The organism is Pseudomonas farris, assembly GCF_019145235.1.
GTDB classification, from domain to species: domain Bacteria; phylum Pseudomonadota; class Gammaproteobacteria; order Pseudomonadales; family Pseudomonadaceae; genus Aquipseudomonas; species Aquipseudomonas farris.
In genome coordinates, this window is record NZ_JAHSTV010000003.1 from 48,477 (window position 1) to 73,346 (window position 24,870).

At 59.6% G+C, this 24,870-nt stretch carries 20 protein-coding genes and 1 tRNA gene; 15 read left to right on the plus strand and 6 right to left on the minus strand.

Translation table 11 applies throughout. The annotated features are described in order from the left end of the window. Positions 1 to 61: 61 nt before the first annotated feature. The 6 genes from KVG95_RS06505 (at position 62) to pgaD (ending at position 9,293) form a co-directional block, all read left to right on the plus strand. The gene (locus KVG95_RS06505; RefSeq protein WP_052962941.1) at positions 62 to 697 is read left to right on the plus strand and encodes a hypothetical protein; all 636 of its coding nucleotides are present in this window, start codon (positions 62 to 64) and stop codon (positions 695 to 697) included. A 299-nt stretch (positions 698 to 996) separates the two neighbouring features. Beyond that, complete coding sequence (locus KVG95_RS06510; RefSeq protein WP_217855052.1) at positions 997 to 2,508, plus strand: YdgA family protein; 1,512 nt, start codon at positions 997 to 999, stop codon at positions 2,506 to 2,508. A gap of 413 nt (positions 2,509 to 2,921) precedes the next feature. After that, positions 2,922 to 5,402 carry a poly-beta-1,6 N-acetyl-D-glucosamine export porin PgaA gene (pgaA, locus tag KVG95_RS06515; protein WP_217855054.1) on the plus strand — a complete coding sequence of 827 codons (2,481 nt, stop codon included), beginning with the start codon at positions 2,922 to 2,924 and terminating at the stop codon, positions 5,400 to 5,402. A 12-nt stretch (positions 5,403 to 5,414) separates the two neighbouring features. Beyond that, positions 5,415 to 7,412, plus strand: a complete 1,998-nt coding sequence (pgaB, locus tag KVG95_RS06520; protein ID WP_217855056.1) for a poly-beta-1,6-N-acetyl-D-glucosamine N-deacetylase PgaB — start codon at positions 5,415 to 5,417, stop codon at positions 7,410 to 7,412. 1 nt (position 7,413) lies between these two features. Continuing rightward, positions 7,414 to 8,769 carry a poly-beta-1,6-N-acetyl-D-glucosamine synthase gene (gene pgaC, locus KVG95_RS06525; protein ID WP_052962937.1) on the plus strand — a complete coding sequence of 452 codons (1,356 nt, stop codon included), beginning with the start codon at positions 7,414 to 7,416 and terminating at the stop codon, positions 8,767 to 8,769. Next, positions 8,766 to 9,293, plus strand: coding sequence for a poly-beta-1,6-N-acetyl-D-glucosamine biosynthesis protein PgaD (gene pgaD / locus KVG95_RS06530; RefSeq protein WP_217855058.1), 528 nt, complete (start codon positions 8,766 to 8,768; stop codon positions 9,291 to 9,293). Before pgaC ends, pgaD begins: the two co-directional genes overlap by 4 nt. 29 nt (positions 9,294 to 9,322) lie before the next feature. Here pgaD and KVG95_RS06535 read toward each other — a convergent pair whose 3' ends face one another. After that, positions 9,323 to 10,852, minus strand: coding sequence for an FAD-dependent oxidoreductase (locus KVG95_RS06535; protein ID WP_217855059.1), 1,530 nt, complete (start codon positions 10,850 to 10,852; stop codon positions 9,323 to 9,325). A 140-nt stretch (positions 10,853 to 10,992) separates the two neighbouring features. Here KVG95_RS06535 and KVG95_RS06540 point away from each other — a divergent pair, with 140 nt between their 5' ends. The 6 genes from KVG95_RS06540 (at position 10,993) to KVG95_RS06565 (ending at position 15,095) form a co-directional block, all read left to right on the plus strand. Further along, positions 10,993 to 11,553 (plus strand): YbhB/YbcL family Raf kinase inhibitor-like protein, encoded by a 561-nt coding sequence (locus tag KVG95_RS06540; RefSeq protein WP_217855061.1) that lies wholly within the window; start codon positions 10,993 to 10,995, stop codon positions 11,551 to 11,553. Positions 11,554 to 11,639: 86 nt separating this feature from the next. Continuing rightward, complete coding sequence (locus KVG95_RS06545) at positions 11,640 to 13,373, plus strand: vWA domain-containing protein (RefSeq protein WP_217855063.1); 1,734 nt, start codon at positions 11,640 to 11,642, stop codon at positions 13,371 to 13,373. Between the two features lie 17 nt (positions 13,374 to 13,390). Then, a complete protein-coding gene (locus KVG95_RS06550; protein WP_217855065.1) occupies positions 13,391 to 13,972 on the plus strand; it encodes an RNA polymerase sigma factor in 582 nt (193 codons plus the stop codon). Further along, positions 13,969 to 14,589, plus strand: a complete 621-nt coding sequence (locus KVG95_RS06555) for a hypothetical protein (protein ID WP_217855067.1) — start codon at positions 13,969 to 13,971, stop codon at positions 14,587 to 14,589. Before KVG95_RS06550 ends, KVG95_RS06555 begins: the two co-directional genes overlap by 4 nt. A gap of 21 nt (positions 14,590 to 14,610) precedes the next feature. Beyond that, positions 14,611 to 14,880: a hypothetical protein gene (locus KVG95_RS06560; RefSeq protein WP_225922942.1), complete on the plus strand. Its 270-nt coding sequence runs from the start codon at positions 14,611 to 14,613 to the stop codon at positions 14,878 to 14,880. Further along, positions 14,877 to 15,095 (plus strand): hypothetical protein, encoded by a 219-nt coding sequence (locus KVG95_RS06565; protein ID WP_225922943.1) that lies wholly within the window; start codon positions 14,877 to 14,879, stop codon positions 15,093 to 15,095. The genes KVG95_RS06560 and KVG95_RS06565 overlap by 4 nt, the downstream gene beginning before the upstream one ends. A gap of 66 nt (positions 15,096 to 15,161) precedes the next feature. Here the strand turns inward: KVG95_RS06565 and KVG95_RS06570 are convergent, their stop codons facing one another. From KVG95_RS06570 to KVG95_RS06580, 3 genes are all read right to left on the minus strand, one after another. Further along, on the minus strand, positions 15,162 to 15,455 hold the full coding sequence (locus KVG95_RS06570) for a DUF3077 domain-containing protein (protein WP_217855071.1): 294 nt from the start codon (positions 15,453 to 15,455) through the stop codon (positions 15,162 to 15,164). A gap of 799 nt (positions 15,456 to 16,254) precedes the next feature. Continuing rightward, positions 16,255 to 17,295, minus strand: a complete 1,041-nt coding sequence (locus KVG95_RS06575) for a virulence RhuM family protein (protein WP_217855073.1) — start codon at positions 17,293 to 17,295, stop codon at positions 16,255 to 16,257. A 206-nt stretch (positions 17,296 to 17,501) separates the two neighbouring features. Beyond that, positions 17,502 to 17,578, minus strand: a tRNA-Arg gene (locus tag KVG95_RS06580). A 349-nt stretch (positions 17,579 to 17,927) separates the two neighbouring features. Between KVG95_RS06580 and gabD the strand changes: the two genes are divergently transcribed. From gabD to KVG95_RS06595, 3 genes are all read left to right on the plus strand, one after another. After that, complete coding sequence (gene gabD / locus KVG95_RS06585) at positions 17,928 to 19,370, plus strand: NADP-dependent succinate-semialdehyde dehydrogenase (protein WP_217855075.1); 1,443 nt, start codon at positions 17,928 to 17,930, stop codon at positions 19,368 to 19,370. 189 nt (positions 19,371 to 19,559) lie between these two features. Continuing rightward, complete coding sequence (gene gabT, locus KVG95_RS06590; RefSeq protein WP_008068635.1) at positions 19,560 to 20,837, plus strand: 4-aminobutyrate--2-oxoglutarate transaminase; 1,278 nt, start codon at positions 19,560 to 19,562, stop codon at positions 20,835 to 20,837. Between the two features lie 134 nt (positions 20,838 to 20,971). Beyond that, the gene (locus KVG95_RS06595) at positions 20,972 to 22,186 is read left to right on the plus strand and encodes a response regulator (RefSeq protein ID WP_217855078.1); all 1,215 of its coding nucleotides are present in this window, start codon (positions 20,972 to 20,974) and stop codon (positions 22,184 to 22,186) included. A 125-nt stretch (positions 22,187 to 22,311) separates the two neighbouring features. Here the strand turns inward: KVG95_RS06595 and KVG95_RS06600 are convergent, their stop codons facing one another. Both KVG95_RS06600 and desA read right to left on the minus strand, forming a co-directional pair. After that, entirely contained in the window at positions 22,312 to 23,301 is a 990-nt protein-coding gene (locus KVG95_RS06600; RefSeq protein WP_217855080.1) for a GGDEF domain-containing protein, read from the minus strand. 237 nt (positions 23,302 to 23,538) lie between these two features. Continuing rightward, positions 23,539 to 24,723: a delta-9 fatty acid desaturase DesA gene (gene desA, locus KVG95_RS06605; RefSeq protein ID WP_007899628.1), complete on the minus strand. Its 1,185-nt coding sequence runs from the start codon at positions 24,721 to 24,723 to the stop codon at positions 23,539 to 23,541. Positions 24,724 to 24,870: the final 147 nt, after the last annotated feature.

The following is a 24,870-nucleotide window of genomic DNA, read 5'->3' on the forward strand; positions in this document are numbered from 1 at the left end:
TTGATGGGGGCGCGCGGCGAACCCGTCGATCAAGGCTTGCGTTGGTCATGGGGATCTAATAATGAAAAACCCTTATGCTCCCGGCTTCTGGTGCGCCATTGCGGCATTGGTTTTGCTGTCGGCCACCTATTTCTACGGCGTCATGCTGGCCCACCAGCTCGACACGGCGCTGATATTCCTCGACAGCGCAGTGGCGTTGATCGCCGTGATGGCTATCGTGGTGGTCGCCTGGGCTTCATTACAGGGCCAGCGCATCAAGAAACGACAACTCGAACAAGGCAAGACCCTGGTGCTGATCTGGGACACCAAGGTGGCTTTGCGTCGTGTCGAAACGGTGTTCGACCGGTATTTCTGGGGCAGTTACTGGCAACCGGGGCGCACGTTCCAGGAAGTGATGGGCGAACTCACCGGCACACCGCTGGAAAAAAGCCTCGAAACCTTGAAAAAACAATGCCTGGCGCTGGACAAGCAAGTGGCCGACGAGGGGTGGCACTGGCTCAACAATGCGCGAGAGCTTTCCGATGTCGCCACCGCCATGGCCCGCGAACGTTATCAGCTGGATTTCTGCGACCCGCGCGCGGAAGTGACCGGCGGGGCGGTGATCAATCGGGATTTTGAAGTGCTGGTGTATACGTGGACCGCACGGCTCAAGAGCTTTGATCATCAATTGGATGAGATTGAGGTTCAGTATTCATAAAGATGTATTGGCAGGGCTGACGCTTTCGCGAGCAAGCCCGCTCCCACATTGGAATGCGTTCCCCTGTGGGAGCGGGCTTGCTCGCGAAAGCGATTGCATGACCGCCGGAATTCTTGCCCTCTGCCAGTTGTCCACAAGCAGCAATACCCCATAGACACTCTTTCACCTTTAATCAATGGGCCGCTTTGCGGCGCAAATGCTAATCTCCATCCCACTTTTAGCGCAGTCGTGACCGCAACCTGTCATGGGTTCAGGGAAGACGACCACACTTTCAACAACGGACATTGAACGGGTACTTCATGAATAAATCAGCAGGCGTGCTTCTAGGAATTGTCGTGGCCATCGGTGCAATCAGCGCTGGCGGTGCGTGGTACACCGGCTCCAAACTCGATGGGGTGCTGAATACCTCGATCGCCGACGCCAACAAAGAGCTGCAAGCCGCGCTGGCTGGTTCCAACGGTACGGCATCGCTGGAGCTGGTGTCGCTGGACCGCCATGTGTTCAGCAGCACCGCGCACTACCGCCTCAAGGGTGAAGGCGAGATGTTTGGTGAAGCGCCGGTCGAGTTGCTGTTCGTCGACCGCATCGAACACGGCCCGCTGCCGTTCTCGCGTCTGGTATCGCTGAAGTGGTTGCCGGTCCTGGCCACCAGTCACTACGAGTTGGAAAAGACTCCGCTGACCGAGAAGTGGTTTGCGGCCGCCAAGGACAATTCCCCGGTCAAAGGCGTGGTCAACATCGGCTACGACAACTCCACGAAGGGCACCCTCGAATTCTTGCCGCTGGAAACAGCACTGGATGACAAATCCAAGCTGACCTTCTCCGGTATGAAACTCGACGTAGCCGCCAGTGCCCAGGCGCAAAAGGTCAAGGCTGACGGTTACATGGACAGCCTGAAGCTGACCACCGTGGCCGAAGATCAGACCCCGGTGCAGGTCGAGCTCAACGGCTTGACCGTGGCCAGTAACCTGAACAAAAGCACGTACGGCTATTACACCGGCGAAAACACCATCGAGCTGACCAACAGCAAGACCACCTTCGGCGCCAAACAGTCGATACTCGGCGTCAAGAACTTTGAAATGAAGAACAAGACTGAGGAATCGGGCACCAACGCTTCAGGGCGTGCCGATTACAAGGTTGGTGAAGTGTCCTTGAACGGCAAAGTTATCGGCTCTGCGCAGATGGCCATGAGCCTGAAAAACCTCGACATCCCGTCAACGATGTCGCTGATGCAGATCTACCAGACCAAACTGCAACCGTACGAGAAGGCCGCCGCTGAAGCCGCAGCCGCTGGTCTACCGGCGCCGGAACTGAACCTGACGCCGGCCGAAGAGGCACAGGTCAAGACCGGCCTGGAGAAACTGCTGGCCGCCGGCCCGCAGGTGGCTCTGGAAAACCTGTCGTTCAATACCAGCAACGGCGAAAGCCGCGCCAACCTGGTGCTGGACCTGACCAAACCGCAGTCCATGGACCTGCCGCCAGACCAGTTGGTCAAGCAATTGATCGCGCTGCTGGACTTCAACCTATTGGTGTCCAAGCCAATGCTGGTTGACGTGCTCACCGTGCAGTCGCAAATCGACGGCCAGACCGACGCCAAGCTGATCGCCGATCAGGCGAGCGCAACCGCCGACATGTTCAGCAGCATGGCGGTCGGCACGCAATTGGCGAAACTGGACGGTAACAATGTCGTCACCAAGCTGCACTACGCCAACAATCAGGTGGACTTCAACGGCCAGAAAATGACCCTCGAAGAATTTGTCGGCTTCGTGATGAGCAAACTCGGCGGCACGGGCGACGTCACCATCCAGTAAAACCGCAAGCTTCAGCGCAACGCCCGGCCTCTGCAACACGCAGACGCCGGGCGTTTTGCTGTCTGGGGTTTCGAAACGGGGAGAGGGGGAGGAGGTTCCAATGCCTGTCAATCAAACGCAATCCATGTGGGAGCGGGCTTGCTCGCGAAGGCGTCGTGTCAGTCAATATCAATGTCTACTGACAGACCGTCTTCGCGAGCAAGCCCGCTCCCACAGGTTCCGCACCTTGACTGACTGGCACCAGAGAAGAGCCGAGCGACACGAATCTGAAGAATTATTGTGCTCTGAATAATCGACTACGTTTGCATGCAAGACTGCTTCGATAAAGCTTGGCTGGGTCTTTCGACCCGGCTTTCCGCTACGAATGGGCAAGGGACATTGCGACCCGGCTGGCCATGTAAGGATGCTGACGAATGCCGTGTATTGCTGGTCCCTTTATTCATCGTGGTTTGCGCCCCTTGTTTCGCGTTGCGCTGTGCGGCCAGTTGCTGTGGCCGATGCTGGCGCTCGCCGACACCCCCTACGACCAAATGGTTCGCGATGCACGGGCCGGCAACTACACGCCTGCGCTGACTGTGTTGCGCCAAGTACCGGGAAACCAGGCCACCACCGGTCAGATCAGCGATCACTTGCAGATCGCCAGCTGGGCGGGTCTGGACGCCGAAGTGGTCCAGGTCTATGAAACCCAAGGGCACAATCGGGCGCTGCCGGTTCAGGCTCTGACCGCCACCGCGCGATCCTATCGCAACCTCAAGCGCTGGGACTCGGCGACCCAGGTGTACAACAAGGCCCTGGCCCTTGAACCGCAAAATGCCGACCTGCAGCTGGGGCTGGCGATGACCCAGGCCGACGCCGGTAAACCTGACGAGGCGGTTGCCCGCGCCAGGGCGCTGGTGGCGGCGAAACCGGATGATCCTTCCCGCCGCTTGGCCCTGGCCTATGCCTTGACCCGCGCCGGCGCCACCTACGACGCATTGTTTGAATACGACCAGGCCTTCATCCGCGCTGGCACCAAACCCGACGTCGCTCGGGAATACGTGATTGCCCTGCAACGCGCCCGTTTACCGGAGCCGGCCTTGCGCCTGGCGCGTCAGCGGCCGGGATTGCTGGACCCGGTTACACTGCGACGCCTCGAAGGTGACCTGGCCGCAGAACGCGTGCGCCTGGCGGAGCTGGCCACTCGCAGCGAAAAAGAACGTTATCTGATCGCCGATCGGGCTCTGTCCGATTACGACCAGTTGCTGACGACCTGGACGCCAGATCCTCAGGCCCACGATGACGTCATCCGCTGGCGAATCGATCGCATGGGCGCCCTCAAGGCCCGTGCACGCACCGCCGATGTGATCGCCGAATACCAGAAGCTGCTCGCCGAAGGCGTGAAGATTCCGACCTACGCCCTGCGTTGGGTGGCGTCGTCCTATCTTGACCAGCGTCAGCCAGAAATCGCCACCGATTTGTATCGTCAGGTGCTGGTGGCGCCGGATGCCGATGTCGGCGACCGCCTGGAAGACAGCACCGCGCTCTATTACGCCTTGCTCGAAAGCGATAAGGCCGATGAAGCGCGTAAGGTCGCTGAAGACTTGGCCAAGACCCAGAAGCCACGGGTCGAGCTCAAGGGCTTGCCGGTGGGCAATCCCAACGATGAATGGATGGACGCGCAGCAACTCGCTGCCCAGGCCGGCACCTACGGCGCTGATCTGCCGTCGGGCGAGCAGCGTTTGCAGGTGCTGGTGAATCAGGCGCCCGGCAACCTCGGCCTGCGTCTGGCCCAGGCCGATTTGTACCTGGCTCGGGACTGGCCACGGCGCGCCGAAAATCAGCTCAAGGAAACCGAGAGCATGGCCCCGCGGGACATCGGCCTGGAAGTTACGCAAGGTCACACCGCCATGGATCTGCAGGAATGGCGGCAGATGGATGCGCTGACCGACGATGTGGTCGCGCGTTTTCCGGACAACCGTCAGGTCCAGCGTTTGCAGCGTCAGCGTGCAGTCCATGACATGGCCGAGCTGCGGGTAGAGGCCTACGGCGGCAAGAGTTATGGCGGGGGCAACGGCGATGCCGGGGCGGTCAACGGCAGTCGCGATTTCGGCATCGAAACCACGCTGTACAGCCCGCCCATCGATGAAGACTGGCGTGTGTTCGCCGGTGCCGGTTACGCCACCGGCGATTTCCAGGAAGGCACCGGTCACCATCGTTTTCAGCGCGTCGGGCTAGAACGCCGGACCCGCGACATGACCCTGGAAGCGGAAGTCTCCAACCATTCCTATGGCTTCGGTGACAAGCAGGGCGCGCGCCTGGCGATTGCCCGAGACATCGACGATCACTGGCAGTACGGCGGCAGCCTCGAATACCTGTCGGCGCAAACGCCGTTGCGGGCCTTGAACAGCGACATCACCGCCAATGGCGGCAGCGGTTTCATCCGTTGGCGCGCCAATGAGAGCCGCGAGTGGAGGCTGGCGGTCAGCCCCTCGCACTTCAGTGACGGCAACAACCGTGTCGAAGCGTTGCTCACCGGTCGCGAGGGTGTTTACCGCGCGCCGGGGTTACAAGTCGACCTCGGCCTGGAGGTCGGCACCAGCCATAACTCCAAGTCCGACGACGTGCCGTACTTCAACCCAAAATCCGACTTCAGCGTGCTGCCGACGGTGAACGTCAACCATGTGCTCTATCACCGCTACGAAACTTCCTGGAGCCAGCAGTTCCAGGCCGGTGCGGGCACCTATAGCCAGCGTGATCACGGGACCGGCGGCGTCGGCCTGCTGGGTTACGGCCAGCGCTACAGCTGGAACGACGTATTCGAGGTGGGTGGCCTGCTGAGCGTGATCAACCGGCCTTATGACGGTGACCGCGAAACCGATCTGCGCCTGCTCGTCGACCTCACTTACCGCTTCTAGAAGAGTTTGAAGATGCCTTTTATTTCGCGTTTCATCCTTCTGCTGGGAGCGCTGTTGATCAGCGCCTGCGCCCAGCAAGCCCCGGCCTTCGCACCGCCGTCCGAACGCCCGGTGTCGGCCAATGAAAAGCCGTGGCCGAAAAACCACGTACTCGGGATCTCTTACCACGATGTCGAAGACCGTGATCCCGATCAGGCGGTAGTGGCCGTGCGCACCGAACGCCTGCTCGAGCAACTGGCGTGGCTGCGGGAGAACAACTACAAACCGGTCACCGTCGACCAGGTCATGGCCGCTCGCAACGGCGGCCCTGAACTGCCACCACGGGCGATCATGCTGAGTTTCGACGACGGTTATTCGAGCTTCTACACCCGCGTGTTGCCAGTGCTGCGCGCCTATAACTGGCATGCCTTGCTGGCGCCGGTCGGGGTATGGATCGATACGCCGCTGAGCCAGCCGGTGGATTTCGCCGGTACACCGCGCAAGCGTTCGGACTTCCTGACCTGGGAGCAGATCCGCGAGATTTCCCGATCCGGCCTGGTGGAAATCGCCGCCCACACCGACGCCAGCCACAAAGGCGTGTTGGCCAACCCGCAAGGCAACCTGCAACCGGCGGCCGCGACCCGGCGCTATGACGCTGTTAACGGACGCTATGAAACCGAAGCCCAATTCCAGGCCCGGATGCGCGCCGACGTGGCGGCCATCTCGGAGAAAATCCGCAAGGTCACCGGTTACAAACCACGTGTCTGGGTCTGGCCATACGGCGCGGCGGACGGCACCTCGCTGCAAGTGGTCAACGAACAGGGTTATCAGATGGCCCTGACCCTGGAAGACGGCCTCGATGCCCTCGACAACCTAATGAGCAGCCCGCGCTTTTTGGTGGCCTCGGACCCGGATGGCGAACACTTCGCCAACAGCATCGTCTCGGTGCAGACCGAATCGCCGATGCGCGTGGTGCATGTGGACCTGGACAACGTCTACGACGCGGACCCGGCCCAACAGGAAATCAATCTCGGCAAACTGATCCAGCGCATGGCCGACATGGGCGCCAACACCGTATTCCTGCAAGCCTTCGCCGACCCTGTGGGCGATGGCCTGGTGCATTCGCTGTACTTCCCCAACCGTCACCTGCCGGTGCGCGCCGATCTCTTCGACCGCGTGGCCTGGCAGTTGCGTACTCGGGCTAACGTCAAGGTCTTCGCGTGGATGCCGGTGCTGAGTTTTGCCCTGGACTCGAAGTTGCCACGGGTCACTCGCTGGGACCCGAAAACCGCTACCACGTCGATCGATCCGGATCAGTACAAACGCTTGTCGCCATTCGATCCAAACGTGCGGCGCATCATCGGTGAAATCTACGAAGACGTGGCACGCCTGACCTCGGTCGACGGCATCCTCTATCACGATGACGCAGTGCTGTCGGACTTCGAAGACGCTGGGCCTGAAGCCCTGAAGGTTTATGCCGCCAACGGTCTGCCCGGTTCGATCGCCACCCTGCGCGACGATCCAGCCATGCTGCAACGCTGGACGCGATTCAAGAGCCGCTACCTGATCGATTTCACTCACGAGCTGACCGCCAAGGTTCGCGCCATTCGTGGCCCGCAAGTAAAAACGGCGCGCAATATTTTCGCCGAGCCAATGCTCAACCCCGAGAGCGAAGCCTGGTTCGCGCAGAACCTCGATGACTTCCTGAGCGCCTACGACTGGACGGCGCCAATGGCCATGCCACTCATGGAAAAACAGAGCCTCCAGCAATCCGGCCCTTGGCTCGAAACGCTGGTGGCGACGGTGAAATCGCGCCCCGGCGCACTCGACCGCACGGTGTTCGAATTGCAGGCCCGTGACTGGACGAAAAACGCCGACGCCGACATCGACGGCGAACAGTTGGCTGACTGGATGGGCCGCCTCAAGCGTCAGGGCGCCACCAGTTTCGGCTACTACCCGGACAACTTCCTCGAGAACCAGCCGGACCTGAAAGCCGTGCGGCCCGCGCTCTCCAACAAGTGGAATCCATAACATGCTGGACAGACTTCTAGCCCTGCTGGTTCTGGCGATCGTCCTTGGGGTTCCCCTCGGGCTGATCTTTCTGCTCACCGGGCAATTCCTGATGGACTTCGTGTTCTTCTATCCACTGTTCATGTCGGGACTGTGGATCGCCGGCGGCCTGTATTTCTGGCTGCATTGGGAGCGGCACTGGCCGTGGCAGGACGACACTTTGCCGCCACCGCTGGCCGGCGAACCGCTGATCTCGATCCTGATCCCTTGCTACAACGAAGGCGACAACGCCGCCGATACCATCCACGCGGCGCTGGCCCAGCATTACCCGAACATCGAAGTGATCGCGATCAACGACGGCTCCAAGGACAACACCGCCGCGGTGCTCGATGCACTGGCGTTGCAGGATCCGCGTCTGCGGGTGCTGCACCTGGCGGAAAACCAGGGCAAGGCCGTGGCCCTGCGCATGGGCGCCATTGCGGCGCGCAGCGAATATCTGGTGTGCATCGACGGTGACGCATTGCTGGCGCCGAACACCGCGGCGTATCTGGTGGCGCCGATGCTCGACAATGCGCGACTGGGCGCCGTGACCGGCAACCCGCGAATCCGCACCCGTTCGACCTTGATCGGCCGTGTGCAGGTTGGCGAGTTCTCGTCGATCATCGGCCTGATCAAGCGCACCCAACGGGTGTTCGGGCGGATCTTTACCGTCTCCGGGGTGATCGTCGCGTTCCGTCGTACGGCCCTGAACCGGGTCGGTTACTGGAGCCCGGACATGATCACCGAAGACATCGACATCAGTTGGAAGCTGCAACTGGATCACTGGAGCATTTTCTACGAGCCCCGCGCGTTGTGCTGGATCCTCATGCCGGAAACCCTCGGTGGCCTGTGGAAGCAGCGTCTGCGCTGGGCCCAGGGCGGCGCCGAGGTGCTGTTCAAAAACATCCGTGGCATCTGGCAATACCGCCATCGTTACCTCTGGCCGCTGCTGTTCGAATACTGCCTGTCCACCGGTTGGGCGTTCACCTTTCTGCTGTCGGTGATTTTCTGGGGCGTCGGCAAATTTGTCGAAATGCCGCCAGCCATTGCCGTCGATCACCTGATGCCGCCGGCGTTTACCGGTCTGCTATTGGCGGTGGTCTGCCTGGTGCAGTTCGCGGTCAGCATCCTGATCGACCGCCGTTATGAAAAGGGCCTGGGCAAGACCATGTTCTGGGTGGTCTGGTATCCGCTGGTGTTCTGGCTTATCAGCTTGTTCACCACCCTGGTCAGTTTTCCCAAAGTGCTGTTCGGCCAACATCAGAAGCGCGCGCGCTGGGTCAGCCCGGACCGGGGCATCAAGCCGCTGAATGACGATGAAGAGGAGGTCATCAAATGAAAATCATCAGAACCCGGCAGCGGCCCTTTCTGGTCGTGATCGATGTTCTTCTCACCGTGCTCGCCTGGGTCGGTCTGCTGTATTTGCTGGCGCGGGGTTTGTGGCCGTTGATCGATACCCATGAGGGCCCGCGCATCGATGCGTCTTTTTTCGACGCCCTCGGCACGTTGCAGATTTACCTGTGGGTAGCGTTGTTGAATGCGGTGATCCTGATCACGTGGGCGCGTTATCAACAGCGTAAAAGCAAGAGCTTCGCCCAGCGCCGTTTGCCGGCGCCGGTGGTGGATGATCAGGGGCTCAGCAAAAGCTTCAAGCTGACCGGCGACCGGCTGGCGAAACTGCGCACGCCGGGTTCTATGACCATTCATAACGATCAGGATGGCGATGTCAGTCATGTCGTGACGCACTTCTTCCCGGTTGACCCGGCCAAGCTGCCACCGCCTTTGGCGCCACTGGAGCATCCGCTGGTGATCCGCCTGTCAGCCGAAGATGACGATAACCGAGAGCCGCTGAGCCACGTTTGAGCCTGGTACGTTTCTGTTGTTTGGGTCGGTCAGCCAACCTCCCGAATCAGCCGCCAGGCCTCATCCACCGACAGTGGTTGTTTCATCCGTTCGGCGAGCATTGCCATGGCCCGCTCCTGATCGCAGGCAACGGCCGCCGCCACCACGCCGTTCTTGCCGAACAGGCCGATAAACGGTGGATGGTCAGGGTCGCCCTTGAACTCGACCTCGTCCCAGGCTTCGGCGTGTCCGAGGTAGTCGTAGTTTTTGCCGAAGTGCCAGGTCCAGAAATACGGCACGTCGAGGTAGCGCTCATCGCCGCCGAGCATATTCGCCGCCGCAATTCGCGCCTGTTGCTGGGCCAGGCGCCAGTGCTCGATCCGTTGGGGCTGGCCGTTGAGCGGGAAGGTCGCAATGTCGCCGACGGCCCAGAGCCCGTCGGTCACGCGCATTCCGCCATCCACCTTCAGAGACTGATCCTTTTCTTTTGGCAGATCGGTAAACGGGGTCGTTGCCGGGGTGACGCCAATGCCGACCAATACCAGATCTGCCGGCAAACGCTGACCGTTGTCCAACAGCACCGCTTCGACCTTGCCTGTGCCTTCGATCTGCGCGGCTTCGCCATCGGTATGAAACACCACGCCATTGGCCTCGTGCAGGGCACGAATTGCCTTGCCGACGGCATCGCCGAATTGCGCCTCGAAAGGGATGGCATGGCGGGCCAGGACAGTGACCTCCAGGCCGTACTGGCGCAGGGAAGAGGCGGACTCCAGAGCAATGAAACTGTCGCCAACAATCACTGCCCGTTGACCGGGTTTGGCGGCTGAAAGAATCTGCAGCGCCTGCGCTTTCGAACGCAATACGAACACCTGTGGCAGATCGGCGCCAGGCAGTGAAAGATGATTGGGTGCGCCGCCGGTGGCGATCACTGCGCCGTCATAGCTCAGCGATTGACCATCGGCCAGGCGCAGAGTCCGATTCGGTGCATCCAGGCCCATCACATCGCTGTTTATCCGTTCAATGCGCTGTTCACGATAAAAATCTTCATCCCGCAGAGGCGGAACTTCGTCCGGTGGCATCTCCCCGGCAATCACGAATTTGCTCAATACCGTACGGTCGTAACCGGCCTCGGGCTCGCGGTCGATCAGCAACACCCGGCCGCCGAAGCCTTTCTCCCGCAATGCCGCTGCACACGCTGTTCCTGCAGCACCGGCACCGATGATCACAAAGGTTCGCTTATCGTCCGCCGGTGGGGTGCTCGCGGTGGGCATCGGCTGGTCATCGACCCAGACCTCATCGTCGCGGACTTCAAGCGGGTAGCGCCGCAGACTGTCCAGGGACGGTGGCTCGCATAACGCGCCGTCTTCGAGCCGATAGGCTGCCTTGTGCCACGGACAGATCAGCCGCCCATGACACAACGCACCTTCGGCCAGCGGTGCTCCGGCGTGGGGACATTTGCCCTGATAGGCGCGCAATTGATCGCCGACCCGCAGCAAGACGATTTTCATCTTGTCGATCCGGACCTCAAGGCCACGGTCTTGGGGCACATCGGCGAAACGGGCGACGCGATGCAGTGCCATGATCGATCTCCAGGCAGGTGTTTCACTTAGGAGTTTGGCGCCTTTTCCGAGGTTCAGCCAATTCCCGCTGCCACCGCACGAACGGTCCGGCTATAGTTTGCCAGCCGACGATGGCCCCACCCCGCACAAGGTGCTCCGGTATGACCCGATTGACCTCTTTGAAACCTTGGCTGGCGGCCATTGCAGTCGCCCTTTGTGTGCAGTTTCCTGCACAGGCCCAAGAGCGTTTCACCCTCAGCATTCCCGGCGTTTCGGACAATCGCCTGTTCACGTCGGTGGCGGCCAGCGATGCCAACGGTTGCGGCGGCAAAAACCAGTCTCCGGCCCTGAGCTGGAACGCCGGCCCTCCGGGCACCCTCAGCTACGCCATCGTCATGCACGACCCGGACGGCCAGAAAGGCCTGGGCGTCGATCACTGGATTCATTACGGCATCAAGGCCACGACGCACCAGATCCCGGCCGGCGTCGGCGCCAAATCCGCCCTCGAAGGCGTGGGCGGCAGCAACAGCAAAGGTACCACCGGTTACATCGGTCCTTGCCCGCCCATCGGCGACAGCTCCCACCACTACCTCATTCAGCTTTACGCCCTGGACCTGGCGCCAGACGCCTTGCCTGCCGGCCTGACCCGCGCGCAGCTGATGGAGCAGATCAAAGGCCATGTGCTGAAAAACAGCAGCGTGGTGCGGCGTTATCACCGCTGAAGATTTTTTTGGTGAGTTAACCCGAAGCTGACGGGCTGTCCGTCTCAGAGGATGAATGAGTCAATTTCTTCCTGAGGTCAGCCCCCATGTCCCTCCCTCTGCACTACCTCTGCCCTGCAGCCCAGGGTTTCGCCGCCGGGTTGCTGCTGGCCATTGCCGGTTGCGGCGCTTCATCCACGTCAGACTCTAAGATAGACAGCCCGGCAGCGGTTGCGCCTCCGGTTCAAGGTGCGCTGAAAACTGAAGTGTTGGTGCGCGAGGCGGTCATGGCGGATACCGCGCAGGCCAAGCGCAGCGCGCGACCGGCACCGTCGGCCGCTTTCGCGCCCATGCCGGCCGGTGAAGTTTATCCACAGGGCTATCGGGATGAGCAGCGGGAGCAATATCAGGCGCTGGCGGATAACCCGATTCACAGCGTGATCGAGGCGCCGGTCTCGACCTTCAGTGCCGATGTCGATACCGGCGCTTACGCCAATGTCCGGCGCTTGCTTAATCAGGGGCGCTTGCCTCCCGAAGGGGCGGTGCGGCTGGAAGAAATGGTCAATTACTTCCCCTACGATTACGCCTTGCCCACCGATGGCTCGCCGTTCGGCGTGACCACCGAGTTGGCGCAATCGCCCTGGAACCCCCATACCCGCTTGCTGCGCATCGGCATCAAGGCATCTGATCGCGCGGTGGCGGAGCTGGCCCCGGCGAACCTGGTGTTTCTGGTGGACGTGTCCGGCTCGATGGACCGTCGCGAAGGCTTGCCCATGGTCAAAAGCACGCTGAAATTGCTGGTCGATCAACTGCGCGAGCAGGACCGGGTTTCGCTGGTGGTGTATGCCGGAGAATCGCGCGTGGTGCTGGAGCCGACTTCCGGACGGGAAAAAGCGAAAATTCGTACCGCCATCGATCAATTGACTGCGGGCGGCTCGACCGCCGGAGCGTCGGGTATCGAACTGGCTTATCAACTGGCGCAACAGGCGTTTATCCCCAAAGGCATCAACCGCATCCTGTTGGCCACCGACGGTGACTTCAACGTCGGCATCAGCGACTTCGACAGCCTCAAACAAATGGCTGTGGATAAACGCAAAACCGGCGTGTCCCTGACCACCTTGGGTTTTGGTGTGGATAACTACAATGAACACCTGATGGAGCAACTGGCCGATGCTGGCGACGGCAACTACGCCTACATCGACAACCTGCGCGAGGCGCGCAAAGTACTGGTGGATCAGCTCGGCTCGACCCTCGCGGTGGTGGCGAAAAACGTGAAACTGCAGGTGGAGTTCAACCCGGCGCAGGTCAGCGAATATCGGCTGCTGGGTTATGAGAATCGCGCCTTGAAGCGTGAGGATTTCAGCAACGACAAAGTCGACGCCGGAGAAGTCGGCGCAGGGCATACGGTGACAGCGTTGTATGAAATTGTGCCCAAGGGTGAGAAGGGCTGGCTGGAACCGCTGCGCTATGGCAATCCTGCGGCCGATGTTTCCGCAAAAACCGGTGAATTGGCGATGCTGCGAGTGCGTTATCAGTTGCCGGAAGGTGGGAATAGTCGCTTGATCGAGCGGCCGATCCTGAGAGGGGAGGCCGGTAAACTGTCGGCAGCCAGCAATGATCTGCGCTTTGCCGCGGCCGTCGCTGCCTTTTCCCAGCAGCTCAAGGACGGGCGTTACACAGGTGATTTCAGCCTCAAGGACACCGAAGCCCTGGCCCGTGGCGCACGGGGTGATGATCACTTCGGCCTGCGCAGTGAATTCGTGCAATTGGTGGCGTTGGCGCAGAGCCTGCGAACCCCTACCGCCTTGAATCAACAGCCCAACGACAACCGGATAGAGTGAAAGAGGCCAGCGCTGACATGTCCGATTCTGCAATCAGCTCAGCCGCCGGCAGCGACGAATCGCTGCTGGCGCGCTACCGCTCCGGCGACGGGCCGGCGTTCGAAGTTTTGTACGCCCGCCACCGTCAGGGCCTTTATCGATTCCTCCTCGGCCTCAGCGGTAAACCCGAACTGGCCGAAGAGGTGTATCAGGAAACCTGGCTGAGCCTGATCCGCAGCACCAGTCAGCCACAAGGCCGGGCGAACTTTCGTACCTGGCTCTACCAGATTGCCCGCAACCGACTGATCGATCACTGGCGCAAACACGGAATCCACAACCCCTTGCACGACAGCTATGACGAACAAACCCACGCCCTGATCGATAACGCGGCCGATCCCGAACAACTGCTGAGCCTGAGCCGCGACGGTCAACGCCTCGAAGCCGCCCTGCAAACCCTTCCTGCCGACCAGCGCGAAGTGTTCCTGCTGCGCGCCCACGGCGACCTCGACCTGCCGCAAATCGCCACCCTCACCGAAACACCGCTGGAAACCGTTAAAAGTCGCTTGCGCTACGCCCAGCAAAAACTGCGTCGGCTGCTGGCCGAGGAGGTACTGACATGACTGACGCCCCAAAAACACCGTCATCGCCTGACGATGAAGTGCTCAAGCATTTTCGCGACCACGCAACCGGCGAACCACCGGCGCATCTCGATGCCTTCATCCTCGCCACCGCACACCGCGAAGCCCCGGCACCGAAGCCGAACCTGTGGCAACGCTGGCTCCGCGCCTGCCAGCAGCCTCGCTGGCAAGTGGCATTCGCCAGCCTCGTCGGTGTGGCCCTGATGTTGGCGCTGGTGCAGCGCACGCCGGAGCAACTGCCGAGTTACGACTTCGCGCCTGCGCCTAAGGCGTCTGCACCGGCCGCCAAACCGGAAGGCGCTGCTCGCTCCCAGGCTGCACCGACCGGCGCTTTATCTGCCCCCGCACCTGCTGCGCCCATGGCGGAGTTTTCTGCACCGTTACAGCGCGAGTCGATCAATAGCGAAATGGCGGACGAAGCAAAAGTCAGTAAACGCTTAGCCGCACCGGCCAAGTCACTGGATGATCAGTTACGTGAAGTGATACATCTGCAAGAGACCGGTCAAACCCAAGCCGCCGAGGCGCTGATGACGACATTGCACAAACGCTTTCCCAAGGAAAACCTCACGGCCCGACTCAAGGATTTGCAGAAGAAATGAGGTGAACAGCGGTCGGCAAATTTGGCATCGATACCCGAAAGCGCGCACTATCGGCCCATAGCCGATGCGTTGGAGGATGCCGTGGCACAAAAAATCGACCGCATCGCCCAAATGCTCAACTGCCCGGTCAAGGGTGAGGAATTACGGCGAGCAGTGACTGAGAGTCGTAAGGAGTTTCTTCTGGCGAAGCAGGCAGAAGAAGCGCTTGAGGAAGACGTTCTTGATGATGAGTTGATCGAGGGCGAAGACGACGATGATGACTACGACGAGTTTGACTGGACGACAGAATGAAAAAACCGCTTCAGCGACCCGTTGCCGTTCTCAACCATAACCGTCCTGCTGCTCACCCTTTGCCACACACGGCCTATCAGCAACGAGCCGTAGAAATACGTGAGTCTATTGGCGTCAGCCGTAATGACCCACGTCCGGCTATTCCTGCCGAAACACTATTTGCCGAGCTTGATGCGCTCATTGATGAGGTTGAAGCAGAGCGTAGCCGCCCTTGAAAACACTCACTCAAAAATTGCAGACCCCGAAAAATCGGGGCCTGCAATTTTTTGGGTGAGTTGCCGCTATTCTGCGGCTTGTTGCGTCGTCGACTGCGGTGGTCGCGTCAAAACTTTCACCACATCATCAATCACAGCCTTACCCATCGCCGTCAAATAGTGTGCGGCCCAGGCATGGCGGTCGGTGTCTTTTGAGTAGGCAGCGTCCTCAGCAAATGACTTGGCCAGGAACAACAGGTCGGACGCCTGCGCCAACGCTTCGCTGATGGGTACACCACCGTTCACTCGAACCAGCGGTTCAACAGAGCAGTAGTGGAAGGGGGTGAAACCGATGGTTTTCAGTTCAGATTGGTCAGTCATTGTCACCTCCATTGACGGAGGTGCGGTGGAAGCGTGATTCAAGATAGCGTTGAGGGGTGAACCGAATTTCGTACGGATTTGTATTGCGCATGGTCTAGCTCCTTGACGAGGAACTGCTACTTTTTCGTTACCAAGCGAATAGGTGGCAGCTGTGCGCAGGTTGGTAAACCGGGAGTCAAGGAATCCGGCACGCCCGAAGACGTCCCACGCACAGCCGCCATAACTCAAAATTGCGGGCGTAAAAAAACGCCTGCAAATCTAATGGGGGCGCTGTTGCGCTTAACTCTCGGGTTACCAAGCCCGGTCGCTGAATTGGCAGCGACGGCAGAAGGGTAACGCGCAGGCTGATCTCCTGCAACCTCCGAGGGTCGTAGGGATTTTCCTCAGAATCAACCGGAAGAGGGATGATTCTGAAGGAGACGACTTCGAGGACGATGAGATTGGGGACGACGATCTTGACTGGGGGGCACCCTGGCAGTTGTTCGGTTAAACCGAACAACTGAATTTTCCACCAGCTAGCCCTGAGTTACGGAGGTGTGCACAAAAAAGCGCCAGACCTTAAGATCTGAGGCTTTCTCGTTTTTGCGTATGGCCAGGCGTCGTTTGAACTGGAGGCAGTGAAGCCCGTTTTGTATGGGCTTCAGTTGTGGTGTTTCGGTTAGACGTACGGTTTGAGCAGGTGCGGATAATTTGGGACTTTGTCTGGAAAGCAGTACAGCACGCGGCCTGCTACTCAGAACCTACTGCATGAACCAAGGGACTTCGGATTGGTTAACCGTTCCACTGAATGCTGACAGGCTCAGTGACGATTTTTTTGTGAGATGCTGCACAGTGCCTCAATACCTAATCTTTCACCTTCTGTCTCTTTCAAGGTCCGGCGCTGTTCGGCATAGAGTTCATATTCCGCCCACGCTTTTTCCTCTGCGGTCTGTTTACTGATTTGCCCCGCACCTTGTAGAACCTCACGACTGTTGAACTCCAGAAACTGGTCCAGCTTCTCCTGCCAGTCCCGCAGAAAAATCTGCTTGCGCATCAATGCCTGATCTTCTGCGAAATCCAGCCACATGGTAACGATGCGATTTAGAGCACTGATTTCCTCTTGATTGAGGTAATTCTTGGCGATCGTGACATCGTTTTTGCGTACTTCATCCCCTTTGAAGCTGGTCAAGCCCATATTCAGCTTGGTGGCGTCAACGCGCTGGACAATCAACTCGGCAGCTGTCAGGCCGGTGCTGGCGAAGTGAAGTTTGTTTTGGATGATTTGGAAGAACGCCGTGGTCTCCCTGTTCGATGGCGCATAATCGGCAGCCATCGCGAAAATATCCCTTACCCTTAAGTAGACCCGTCGCTCGCTGGCGCGAATGTCTCGAATGCGTTCAAGCAACTCGTCGAAATAATCGGGTACTTGCGAGTGGCCCACTGGCGGGTTTTTCAACCGTTCGTCATCCATCACGAAGCCTTTCACCAGATACTCCTGAAGTATCTGTGTGGCCCACTGACGGAACTGAGTACCGCGTTTGGAGCGAACCCGGTAGCCCACCGCGAGAATCAGCGGCAGGCTGAAATATTTGACGTTGTAAGGTTTGTTGTCGGTGGCAGTTGTTCGGTAAAACCGAACAACTGAATCTTCCACCAGTTCACCCTCGGCGAAAATGTGGCTGATATGCCCGCTGATGGTGGCTTTGGCCTTGCCATACAGTTCACAGATCATCGCCTGGGAGAGCCACAGCGTATCGGCCCCGAAGCGACATTCCAGGCGTACCTGACCGTCAACACTTTGAAACAGCAACAGCTCGCCTTGGGGGGCCGTAGGAAAGTCGGCGTCGTTCTGATCAATCATCTGGGCGCTCCACGATCAGCTCTGGTTAGTCTATGCGTCGGCTGGAAAAGAGTTCAAAGCGGTTTGACACAGTGTGTCGGAAATCAACCACCATCATGAACCCGATTGTCGTGAGTTTATGTTTCCAAGTGCCGTCATTTCATGGATTTCGAAGCAACAAAAAAGCCCCAGACCCTGCGGGTCTGAGGCTTTCTCGTTCTTGCGTATGGTGCACCAGGCGGGATTCGAACCCACGACCCCTGCCTTCGGAGGGCAGTACTCTATCCAGCTGAGCTACTGGTGCAATGCGGGCGCCATGATACTCATATGCACTGCGGGCGTCCATGCTGCTGAATCGCCTGTGCTTTTCGAAAGCGTAACCTGCGTTTGCTACGCTGATCTGAAAAAATAGGCAAATGCGGCGTTTTCGTTCTTTTTTTCGAACAGGCTATTGTCCTTTACCCCCTTTGATCCTAGGATTCGTTTGAGATTTCAAACGCTCTTGTCTGGGTGCTGAACCGCACGAGTTCGATTTGTGCGCTATTTATGTGCTTCAGCCCGGTGAATGATTTCCCTGACGGCAGCCTATAAGGCGCCTTTCTACAATCATAATTCGCTCCGCGCGTGCCGCGGTGCTGTTAAGGAAAGCCGACATGCAGCTTAAAGACACCCAGTTGTTCCGCCAGCAGGCCTTTATCGATGGCGCTTGGGTCGATGCGGACAACGGTCAGACGATCAAGGTCAACAACCCGGCAACGGGTGAAATTCTGGGCACTGTGCCGAAAATGGGCGCTGCCGAAACCCGCCGTGCAATCGAAGCCGCGGACAAAGCGCTGCCGGCCTGGCGTGCACTGACCGCCAAGGATCGCGCGAACAAGCTGCGTCGCTGGTTCGAGCTGATCATCGAGAACCAGGACGACCTGGCTCGCCTGATGACTCTGGAACAAGGCAAGCCATTGGCTGAAGCCAAGGGCGAGATCGTTTACGCCGCTTCCTTTATCGAGTGGTTCGCCGAAGAAGCCAAGCGCGTCTACGGTGACGTGATTCCGGGCCACCAGCCAGACAAGCGCCTGATCGTGATCAAGCAGCCGATCGGCGTGACCGCAGCGATCACCCCGTGGAACTTCCCTGCCGCGATGATCACCCGTAAAGCTGGCCCGGCCCTGGCCGCCGGTTGCACCATGGTGCTCAAGCCTGCTTCGCAAACTCCGTTCTCGGCTTTCGCCTTGGCTGAACTGGCCCAGCGTGCCGGTATTCCGAACGGCGTGTTCAGTGTTGTGTCCGGCAGCGCCGGCGACATCGGCAGCGAGCTGACCAGCAACCCGATCGTACGCAAACTGTCCTTCACCGGTTCGACTGAAATCGGTCGTCAGCTGATGGCTGAATGCGCCAAGGACATCAAGAAAATCTCCCTGGAACTGGGCGGTAACGCGCCGTTCATCGTGTTCGACGACGCGGACCTGGATAAGGCCGTCGAAGGCGCGATCATTTCCAAGTACCGCAACAACGGCCAAACCTGCGTCTGCGCTAACCGCCTGTACATTCAGGATTCGGTCTACGACGCGTTCGCCGAGAAGCTGAAAGTGGCCGTGGCCAAGCTCAAGATCGGTAACGGTCTGGAAGACGGCACCACCACTGGCCCGCTGATCGACGAAAAAGCCGTGGCCAAGGTTCAAGAGCACATTGCTGACGCCGTCGGCAAAGGCGCAATCGTGCTGTCCGGTGGCAAGGTGATGGAAGGCAACTTCTTCGAGCCGACCATCCTGACCAACGTGCCGAACAACGCTGCCGTGGCCAAGGAAGAAACCTTCGGCCCATTGGCGCCACTGTTCCGCTTCAAAGACGAAGCCGACGTGATCGCGATGTCCAACGACACCGAGTTCGGTCTGGCCTCGTACTTCTATGCTCGCGACCTAGGCCGTGTGTTCCGTGTAGCTGAAGCCCTGGAATACGGCATGGTCGGCGTTAACACCGGGTTGATCTCCAACGAAGTCGCGCCGTTCGGCGGCATCAAGGCGTCGGGCCTGGGCCGTGAAGGCTCCAAGTACGGCATCGAAGATTACCTGGAAATCAAATACCTCTGCCTGGGTATCTAAGCTCGGCCCGGCAAGGCATTGCTTCAAGCGCAAAGGGCACGAGAGCGCTGTCCCTTTGCGACGCTTCAAACGGAATTTTCTCTGTGGCCGGGAAAGCTGTGGCAGTCGATCATCGCATGCTGCCGTAGTTGCCTCCCCGCCGCATTTTCCTTGAACCACGCCGCCCGATGAGCGGTGAATGAGGACACTATGAGCAAGACTAACGCATCCCTGATGAAACGCCGCGAAGCCGCTGTACCGCGCGGTGTTGGCCAGATTCACCCGATCTTCGCCGAGTCCGCGAAGAACGCCACCGTGACCGACGTTGAAGGTCGCGAGTTCATCGACTTCGCCGGCGGTATCGCTGTGCTGAACACCGGTCACGTGCACCCGAAAATCATCGCCGCCGTCACCGAACAGCTGAACAAGCTGACCCACACCTGCTTCCAGGTGCTGGCCTACGAGCCGTACGTGGAAGTGTGCGAAAAAATCAACGCCAAGGTGCCAGGTGATTTCGCCAAGAAAACCCTGCTGGTGACCACCGGCTCCGAAGCCGTGGAAAACTCCATCAAGATCGCCCGCGCCGCTACTGGCCGTGCCGGCGTGATCGCGTTCACCGGCGCTTACCACGGTCGCACTATGATGACCCTGGGCCTGACCGGTAAAGTCGTGCCTTACTCGGCCGGCATGGGCCTGATGCCAGGCGGCATCTTCCGCGCGCTGTACCCGAACGAGCTGCACGGTGTGAGCATCGACGATTCGATCGCCAGCATCGAGCGCATCTTCAAGAACGACGCCGAACCGCGTGATATCGCTGCCATCATCATCGAGCCGGTTCAGGGCGAAGGTGGTTTCTACGTCGCGCCTAAAGAGTTCATGAAGCGTCTGCGCGCCCTGTGCGACCAGCACGGCATCCTGTTGATCGCTGACGAAGTGCAGACTGGCGCTGGCCGTACCGGCACCTTCTTTGCCATGGAACAGATGGGTGTTGCCGCCGACCTGACCACCTTCGCCAAATCCATCGCCGGCGGTTTCCCGCTGGCCGGTGTGTGCGGCAAGGCCGAATACATGGACGCTATCGCTCCAGGCGGCCTTGGCGGTACTTACGCCGGTAGCCCGATCGCTTGCGCCGCGGCCCTGGCCGTGATGGAAGTGTTCGAAGAAGAACACCTGCTGGATCGCTGCAAAGCGGTCGGCGAGCGTCTGGTGACTGGCCTGAAAGCCATCCAGGCCAAGTACCCGGTCATCGGCGAAGTGCGTGCCCTGGGCGCGATGATCGCAGTCGAGCTGTTTGTCGACGGCGACAGCCACAAGCCTAACGCTGCTGCTGTGGCATCGGTTGTGGCCAAGGCGCGCGACAAGGGCCTGATCCTGCTGTCGTGTGGCACCTACGGCAACGTTCTGCGCGTACTGGTACCGCTGACCTCGCCGGATGAGCAACTGGACAAAGGCCTGGCGATCATCGAAGAGTGCTTCGCCGAGCTCTGATTGAATTGTGATCTGATCGACAAAAAACCCGCCTCGGCGGGTTTTTTTATGCCGCTTGAAACCATCAGGGGCAATTGAGCTGTATCGAATGGCCATCATTGACTAAGGTGCAAGCATTGCCGTTGGAGTGTGCGATGACTGCTGTGGTGTTACCCGCTGTACCTCGTGTGCTGATTGCCGAGGCCGACCCCTGGTCTCGCGATCTGCTCAAGCAGATGTTGTTGAATGTGCGCTGCGACGCACGGCTGGACCTGTGTGCCGATGGCCAGGAGGCACTGCACCTGTTGGCGGAAAATCCTTACGACCTGGTGATCGTCGACTGGGAGTTGCCTGGCGTAGATGGCCTGAACGTCTTGCGCAGTGTCCGTCAGCGCAAACGTAATCCGCCGCTGCCCTTCATCCTGATGAGCAGCCGCAACGACAGCGCCAGCGTACGTGAAGTCTTGCCCCTGGCGCCCACGGCGTACCTGACCAAACCCTTGAACATGGAAAGCCTGACCCAGCGCCTGCAGGATTTGTTGCTGAACGCCGGTGAAGAGGTGTCGTGTGAGGTGCCGTCATTGGCGCCAGGCATGACCTTGTCGGTGTACCTGGAGCGGCGACGCGAACTGGCGGAAGGTGCGCCGTTGATGACCGATGTGCAGGTGGCGATCAAACGTAGCCTCAATCCCAATGGCCTCGATCTGACGCGGCTGGAAGACGAAATCCGCACCGACCCACAAATCACCGCTGTCTTGATCGCCGCCGCCAACAGCGCCGCCCAGCATCATGGCGTCGCCGTGCAAACCTTGGCTCAGGCGCTGCACCGCTTGGGCACCGGGCAAAGCATGAACCTGATTCTGGGTCTCGCCCTCAAGCGCAGTGCCCGGCTCAGCGATCCGCAGCTGGCGGACTATGCCGAGCGTTATTGGGAGTTGTCCCTGCACACCGCCGAATACGCGCGAACGCTGGCGCGCTTGCTGGATCTGGATCAGGCGCGCTGTTATTGCGCGGGCATGCTGCATTGCCTCGGCGACCTGGCGTTGCTGCGCTGTTTGCAGGAGTGGAAGCAGGCCGGCGGTGAGCTGGATGAATGGGAAGAAGTTGGCGATGCCCTGGCCGGATTCGGCGCGGCCTATGGTTCGGCGCTGCGGGCCCGCTGGCGCCTGCCTCTGGAGCTGCGAGAGCTGATTGCGGCGGTGTACCAGCTCGGTGGCGGGGTTTACTCCCGCGAGGCGCTAGTGATGAACATGGCCGCCCAGTTGGCGCGCCTGACCGAGCATGAGGGGATCGAAGCGTTGTCCAAGAGCCGCACGGCGCGGTTGCTCAAGATCGGATTGCCGGAGCTGATGCGTTTGCGCAAGAAGTGAATCTGACACGAAACCCTGTGGGAGCGGGCTTGCTCGCGAAAGCGATGTGTCAGCCACATTTATGCTGACTGACACACCCTCTTCGCGAGCAAGCCCGCTCCCACATTTGGTCTGTGTTGGGCCGATCAGCCAGAGATAATCCGGTTCTTGCCCTGGCGTTTGGCCTGGTACATCGCCGCATCGGCGCGGGCGAACAGGGTGTCGATGCTTTCATCCTCGTGCGTAAGGCTGCTCAGGCCTTGGCTGACGGTGATGCCGAACGTCTGGTCGTCATGGCTGAAGCTTAACCGCTGAATTTCCCGTTGCAGACGCTCGGCTACTTGCATGGCCATGTCTGGTGCACAGCCGGGAAACACCGCTGCGAATTCCTCACCGCCGATCCGTCCGAACAGATCACCACGCCGCAGCGCCGCGCGACCGCTCTCGGCGATGCATTGCAGCACCTTATCGCCTTCCTGATGACCATAGGTGTCATTGACCACTTTGAAGTCATCGATATCGAGCAACAGGAACGCCATCGGCGCGCCGTTCAACCGCGCTTGCTCGAATTCGTGATGGGCGCATTCGAAGAAGTGTCGGCGATTGCTGCTTTGGGTCAACACATCGGTGCTGGCCAGGCGCTGCAGCTCGGCTTCCATCTGCTTTTTCTCGGTGATGTCTTCGGCAATGCCGACGATGATCACTGGTTGGCCCGGCTCGGCCTGACGGTTGATGAAGCACTTGTCGCTGAGCCAGCGCACCTGGCCGTCGGCGGCGATGATGCGGTATTCGCGATCTTCAACGGCGCCTTTGACCAGCACTTGGGCGAGGCTGCGCTCGGCATAGTCCAGATCGTCGGGATAGACGCTGTCGCGCCAGTGGTTGAAGTCGGACAGCAACAGACCGGCGGGGCGGCCGAAAATCCGGTCATAGGCTGGGCTGACGTAGAGCACCTGACGGGTTTCCCAGTTGAATGCCCAAAGCACGGCGTTGACGCTGACCAGCAGAGAGCTGAACAGCTGTTCGCGTTCGCTCAGGCGTGCCACTTCACCTTGGGCATGCATCAGCGCCATCAGCGTTTGCGCGGCCTCGGGCCACTGCGGAAGGGATGTGTCTTGTAGGCTTTTATTAACCATCGGCACAAATCTCAAAGGGCGTGCCGCTATGTCGACAGCGGCCGGGAACAAAGCCCGCCTGGATGGCGAAGTGTCTTTGAGATAGGGGATTTGGAGCGAAGTTCCCGCTTGGGGGAAGGGGCCCGCTGGGCGGTATGGCTGCTTGAATTGACGACGCGTTTTTACGGGTGAGACGCGTCGTCAGGTTTTGCGTCTGCTGCGCAGCCGAACGGGGGCAAGCCCCCTCGCCACAGAGGATCAGGCGTTGGCAGGGCGCAGGGAGTAGGTTTTCAACTGGTCGGCGAAATCACGCAGGGATTGAATCCCGCTGGCCTCGGCCTCGTGTACCCAATCCTTGATGGCAGCCAGCATGTCGTGACCATTTGAGCTGGTCTTGACCCAGATCTGCTGCAAGGCCAGACGTTTTTCGTAAATTACCTTCAGCGCCTGGCTGTGCTCGAGCATGGTCTGGATGCGCATATGGTGCTTGTCGTCCAGCAGGCTGGTTTCCCGCGAGAGCAAACGCTTGGCCCGGTGGAACTGGTGACGGACCGAGTGATCGACCTTTTCCAGCTCTTGCTTGACCAGCGGCGCGATTACCAACTTGCGGTACTGGGCCATGATCTGGAAGCGGTTGTTGAGGATCGCCATCGCGGTGTCCATGTCCAGGCTGCCTTTGCCTTCAACACGGTGAGCGATGGGCGCGACCCGCTGGACCTTGGCCAGACGCAGGAAGCTGAAGACCTGGATCCAGGCCCAGCCGAGGTCAAATTCCCATTTCTTCACCGACAGTTTGGCGGAGTTAGGGTAGGTGTGATGGTTGTTATGCAGTTCTTCGCCGCCGATCAGGATGCCCCAGGGCACCAGATTGGTCGCCGCATCGCGGCATTCGAAGTTGCGGTAGCCGATGGCATGGCCCAGGCCATTGACCACGCCTGCGGCCCACACCGGGATCCACATCATCTGGATGGCCCAGATGGTGATACCGATGGTGCCGAACAGCAGCAGGTCGATGACGCCCATGATCGCCACGCCCAGCAGCGGGAAGCGGCTGTAGAGGTTGCGTTCGATCCAGTCTTCGGGGCAGTTTTTGCCGTAGATGCGCAGGGTCTCGGGGTTTTCCGCTTCGGCGCGGTACAGCTCGGCGCCTTTGCGCAGAACGGTGGACAACCCCTTGATGACCGGGCTGTGCGGGTCATCGACGGTTTCGCATTTGGCGTGATGCTTGCGGTGGATAGCCGTCCACTCGCGGGTGTTCTGCGCCGTGGTCAACCACAGCCAGAAGCGGAAGAAATGTTTCAGGCCTGCATTGAGCTCAAGCGAGCGATGGGCTGAATAACGATGCAGATAAACCGTGACGCCGACGATCGTCACGTGGGTCATCAGCAGGGTGACTGCCACCAGTGACCAGGGCGATAAGCCAAGAAAACCTTCGTACCACATAGCCTATAGGACCCTCGATAAAGAAAAAAACAGCCGTTGCATTATCACTTAGCCCACAGATAAAACCAGTCGCCCTTTCAGATAAGAGTGGCTGGATGTTTCTTTAATCTATAATTCCAGTCTTTTTGTAGGGACATGGACGCTCTA

What these genes read in the sequence shown, in the direction of transcription:
- gabD (WP_217855075.1), top strand. Translation starts at nt 17,928, where the DNA reads ATGCAGCTTAAAGACACCCAGTTGTTCCGCCAGCAGGCCTTTATCGAT.
- pgaA (WP_217855054.1), top strand. Translation starts at nt 2,922, where the DNA reads ATGCCGTGTATTGCTGGTCCCTTTATTCATCGTGGTTTGCGCCCCTTG.
- KVG95_RS06570 (WP_217855071.1), bottom strand. Translation starts at nt 15,455, where the DNA reads ATGACTGACCAATCTGAACTGAAAACCATCGGTTTCACCCCCTTCCAC.
- KVG95_RS06565 (WP_225922943.1), top strand. Translation starts at nt 14,877, where the DNA reads ATGAAAAAACCGCTTCAGCGACCCGTTGCCGTTCTCAACCATAACCGT.
- KVG95_RS06600 (WP_217855080.1), bottom strand. Translation starts at nt 23,301, where the DNA reads ATGGTTAATAAAAGCCTACAAGACACATCCCTTCCGCAGTGGCCCGAG.
- KVG95_RS06555 (WP_217855067.1), top strand. Translation starts at nt 13,969, where the DNA reads ATGACTGACGCCCCAAAAACACCGTCATCGCCTGACGATGAAGTGCTC.
- pgaD (WP_217855058.1), top strand. Translation starts at nt 8,766, where the DNA reads ATGAAAATCATCAGAACCCGGCAGCGGCCCTTTCTGGTCGTGATCGAT.
- KVG95_RS06575 (WP_217855073.1), bottom strand. Translation starts at nt 17,295, where the DNA reads ATGATTGATCAGAACGACGCCGACTTTCCTACGGCCCCCCAAGGCGAG.
- KVG95_RS06550 (WP_217855065.1), top strand. Translation starts at nt 13,391, where the DNA reads ATGTCCGATTCTGCAATCAGCTCAGCCGCCGGCAGCGACGAATCGCTG.
- KVG95_RS06540 (WP_217855061.1), top strand. Translation starts at nt 10,993, where the DNA reads ATGACCCGATTGACCTCTTTGAAACCTTGGCTGGCGGCCATTGCAGTC.
- KVG95_RS06535 (WP_217855059.1), bottom strand. Translation starts at nt 10,852, where the DNA reads ATGGCACTGCATCGCGTCGCCCGTTTCGCCGATGTGCCCCAAGACCGT.
- gabT (WP_008068635.1), top strand. Translation starts at nt 19,560, where the DNA reads ATGAGCAAGACTAACGCATCCCTGATGAAACGCCGCGAAGCCGCTGTA.
- pgaC (WP_052962937.1), top strand. Translation starts at nt 7,414, where the DNA reads ATGCTGGACAGACTTCTAGCCCTGCTGGTTCTGGCGATCGTCCTTGGG.
- desA (WP_007899628.1), bottom strand. Translation starts at nt 24,723, where the DNA reads ATGTGGTACGAAGGTTTTCTTGGCTTATCGCCCTGGTCACTGGTGGCA.
- KVG95_RS06505 (WP_052962941.1), top strand. Translation starts at nt 62, where the DNA reads ATGAAAAACCCTTATGCTCCCGGCTTCTGGTGCGCCATTGCGGCATTG.
- KVG95_RS06545 (WP_217855063.1), top strand. Translation starts at nt 11,640, where the DNA reads ATGTCCCTCCCTCTGCACTACCTCTGCCCTGCAGCCCAGGGTTTCGCC.
- KVG95_RS06510 (WP_217855052.1), top strand. Translation starts at nt 997, where the DNA reads ATGAATAAATCAGCAGGCGTGCTTCTAGGAATTGTCGTGGCCATCGGT.
- pgaB (WP_217855056.1), top strand. Translation starts at nt 5,415, where the DNA reads ATGCCTTTTATTTCGCGTTTCATCCTTCTGCTGGGAGCGCTGTTGATC.
- KVG95_RS06595 (WP_217855078.1), top strand. Translation starts at nt 20,972, where the DNA reads ATGACTGCTGTGGTGTTACCCGCTGTACCTCGTGTGCTGATTGCCGAG.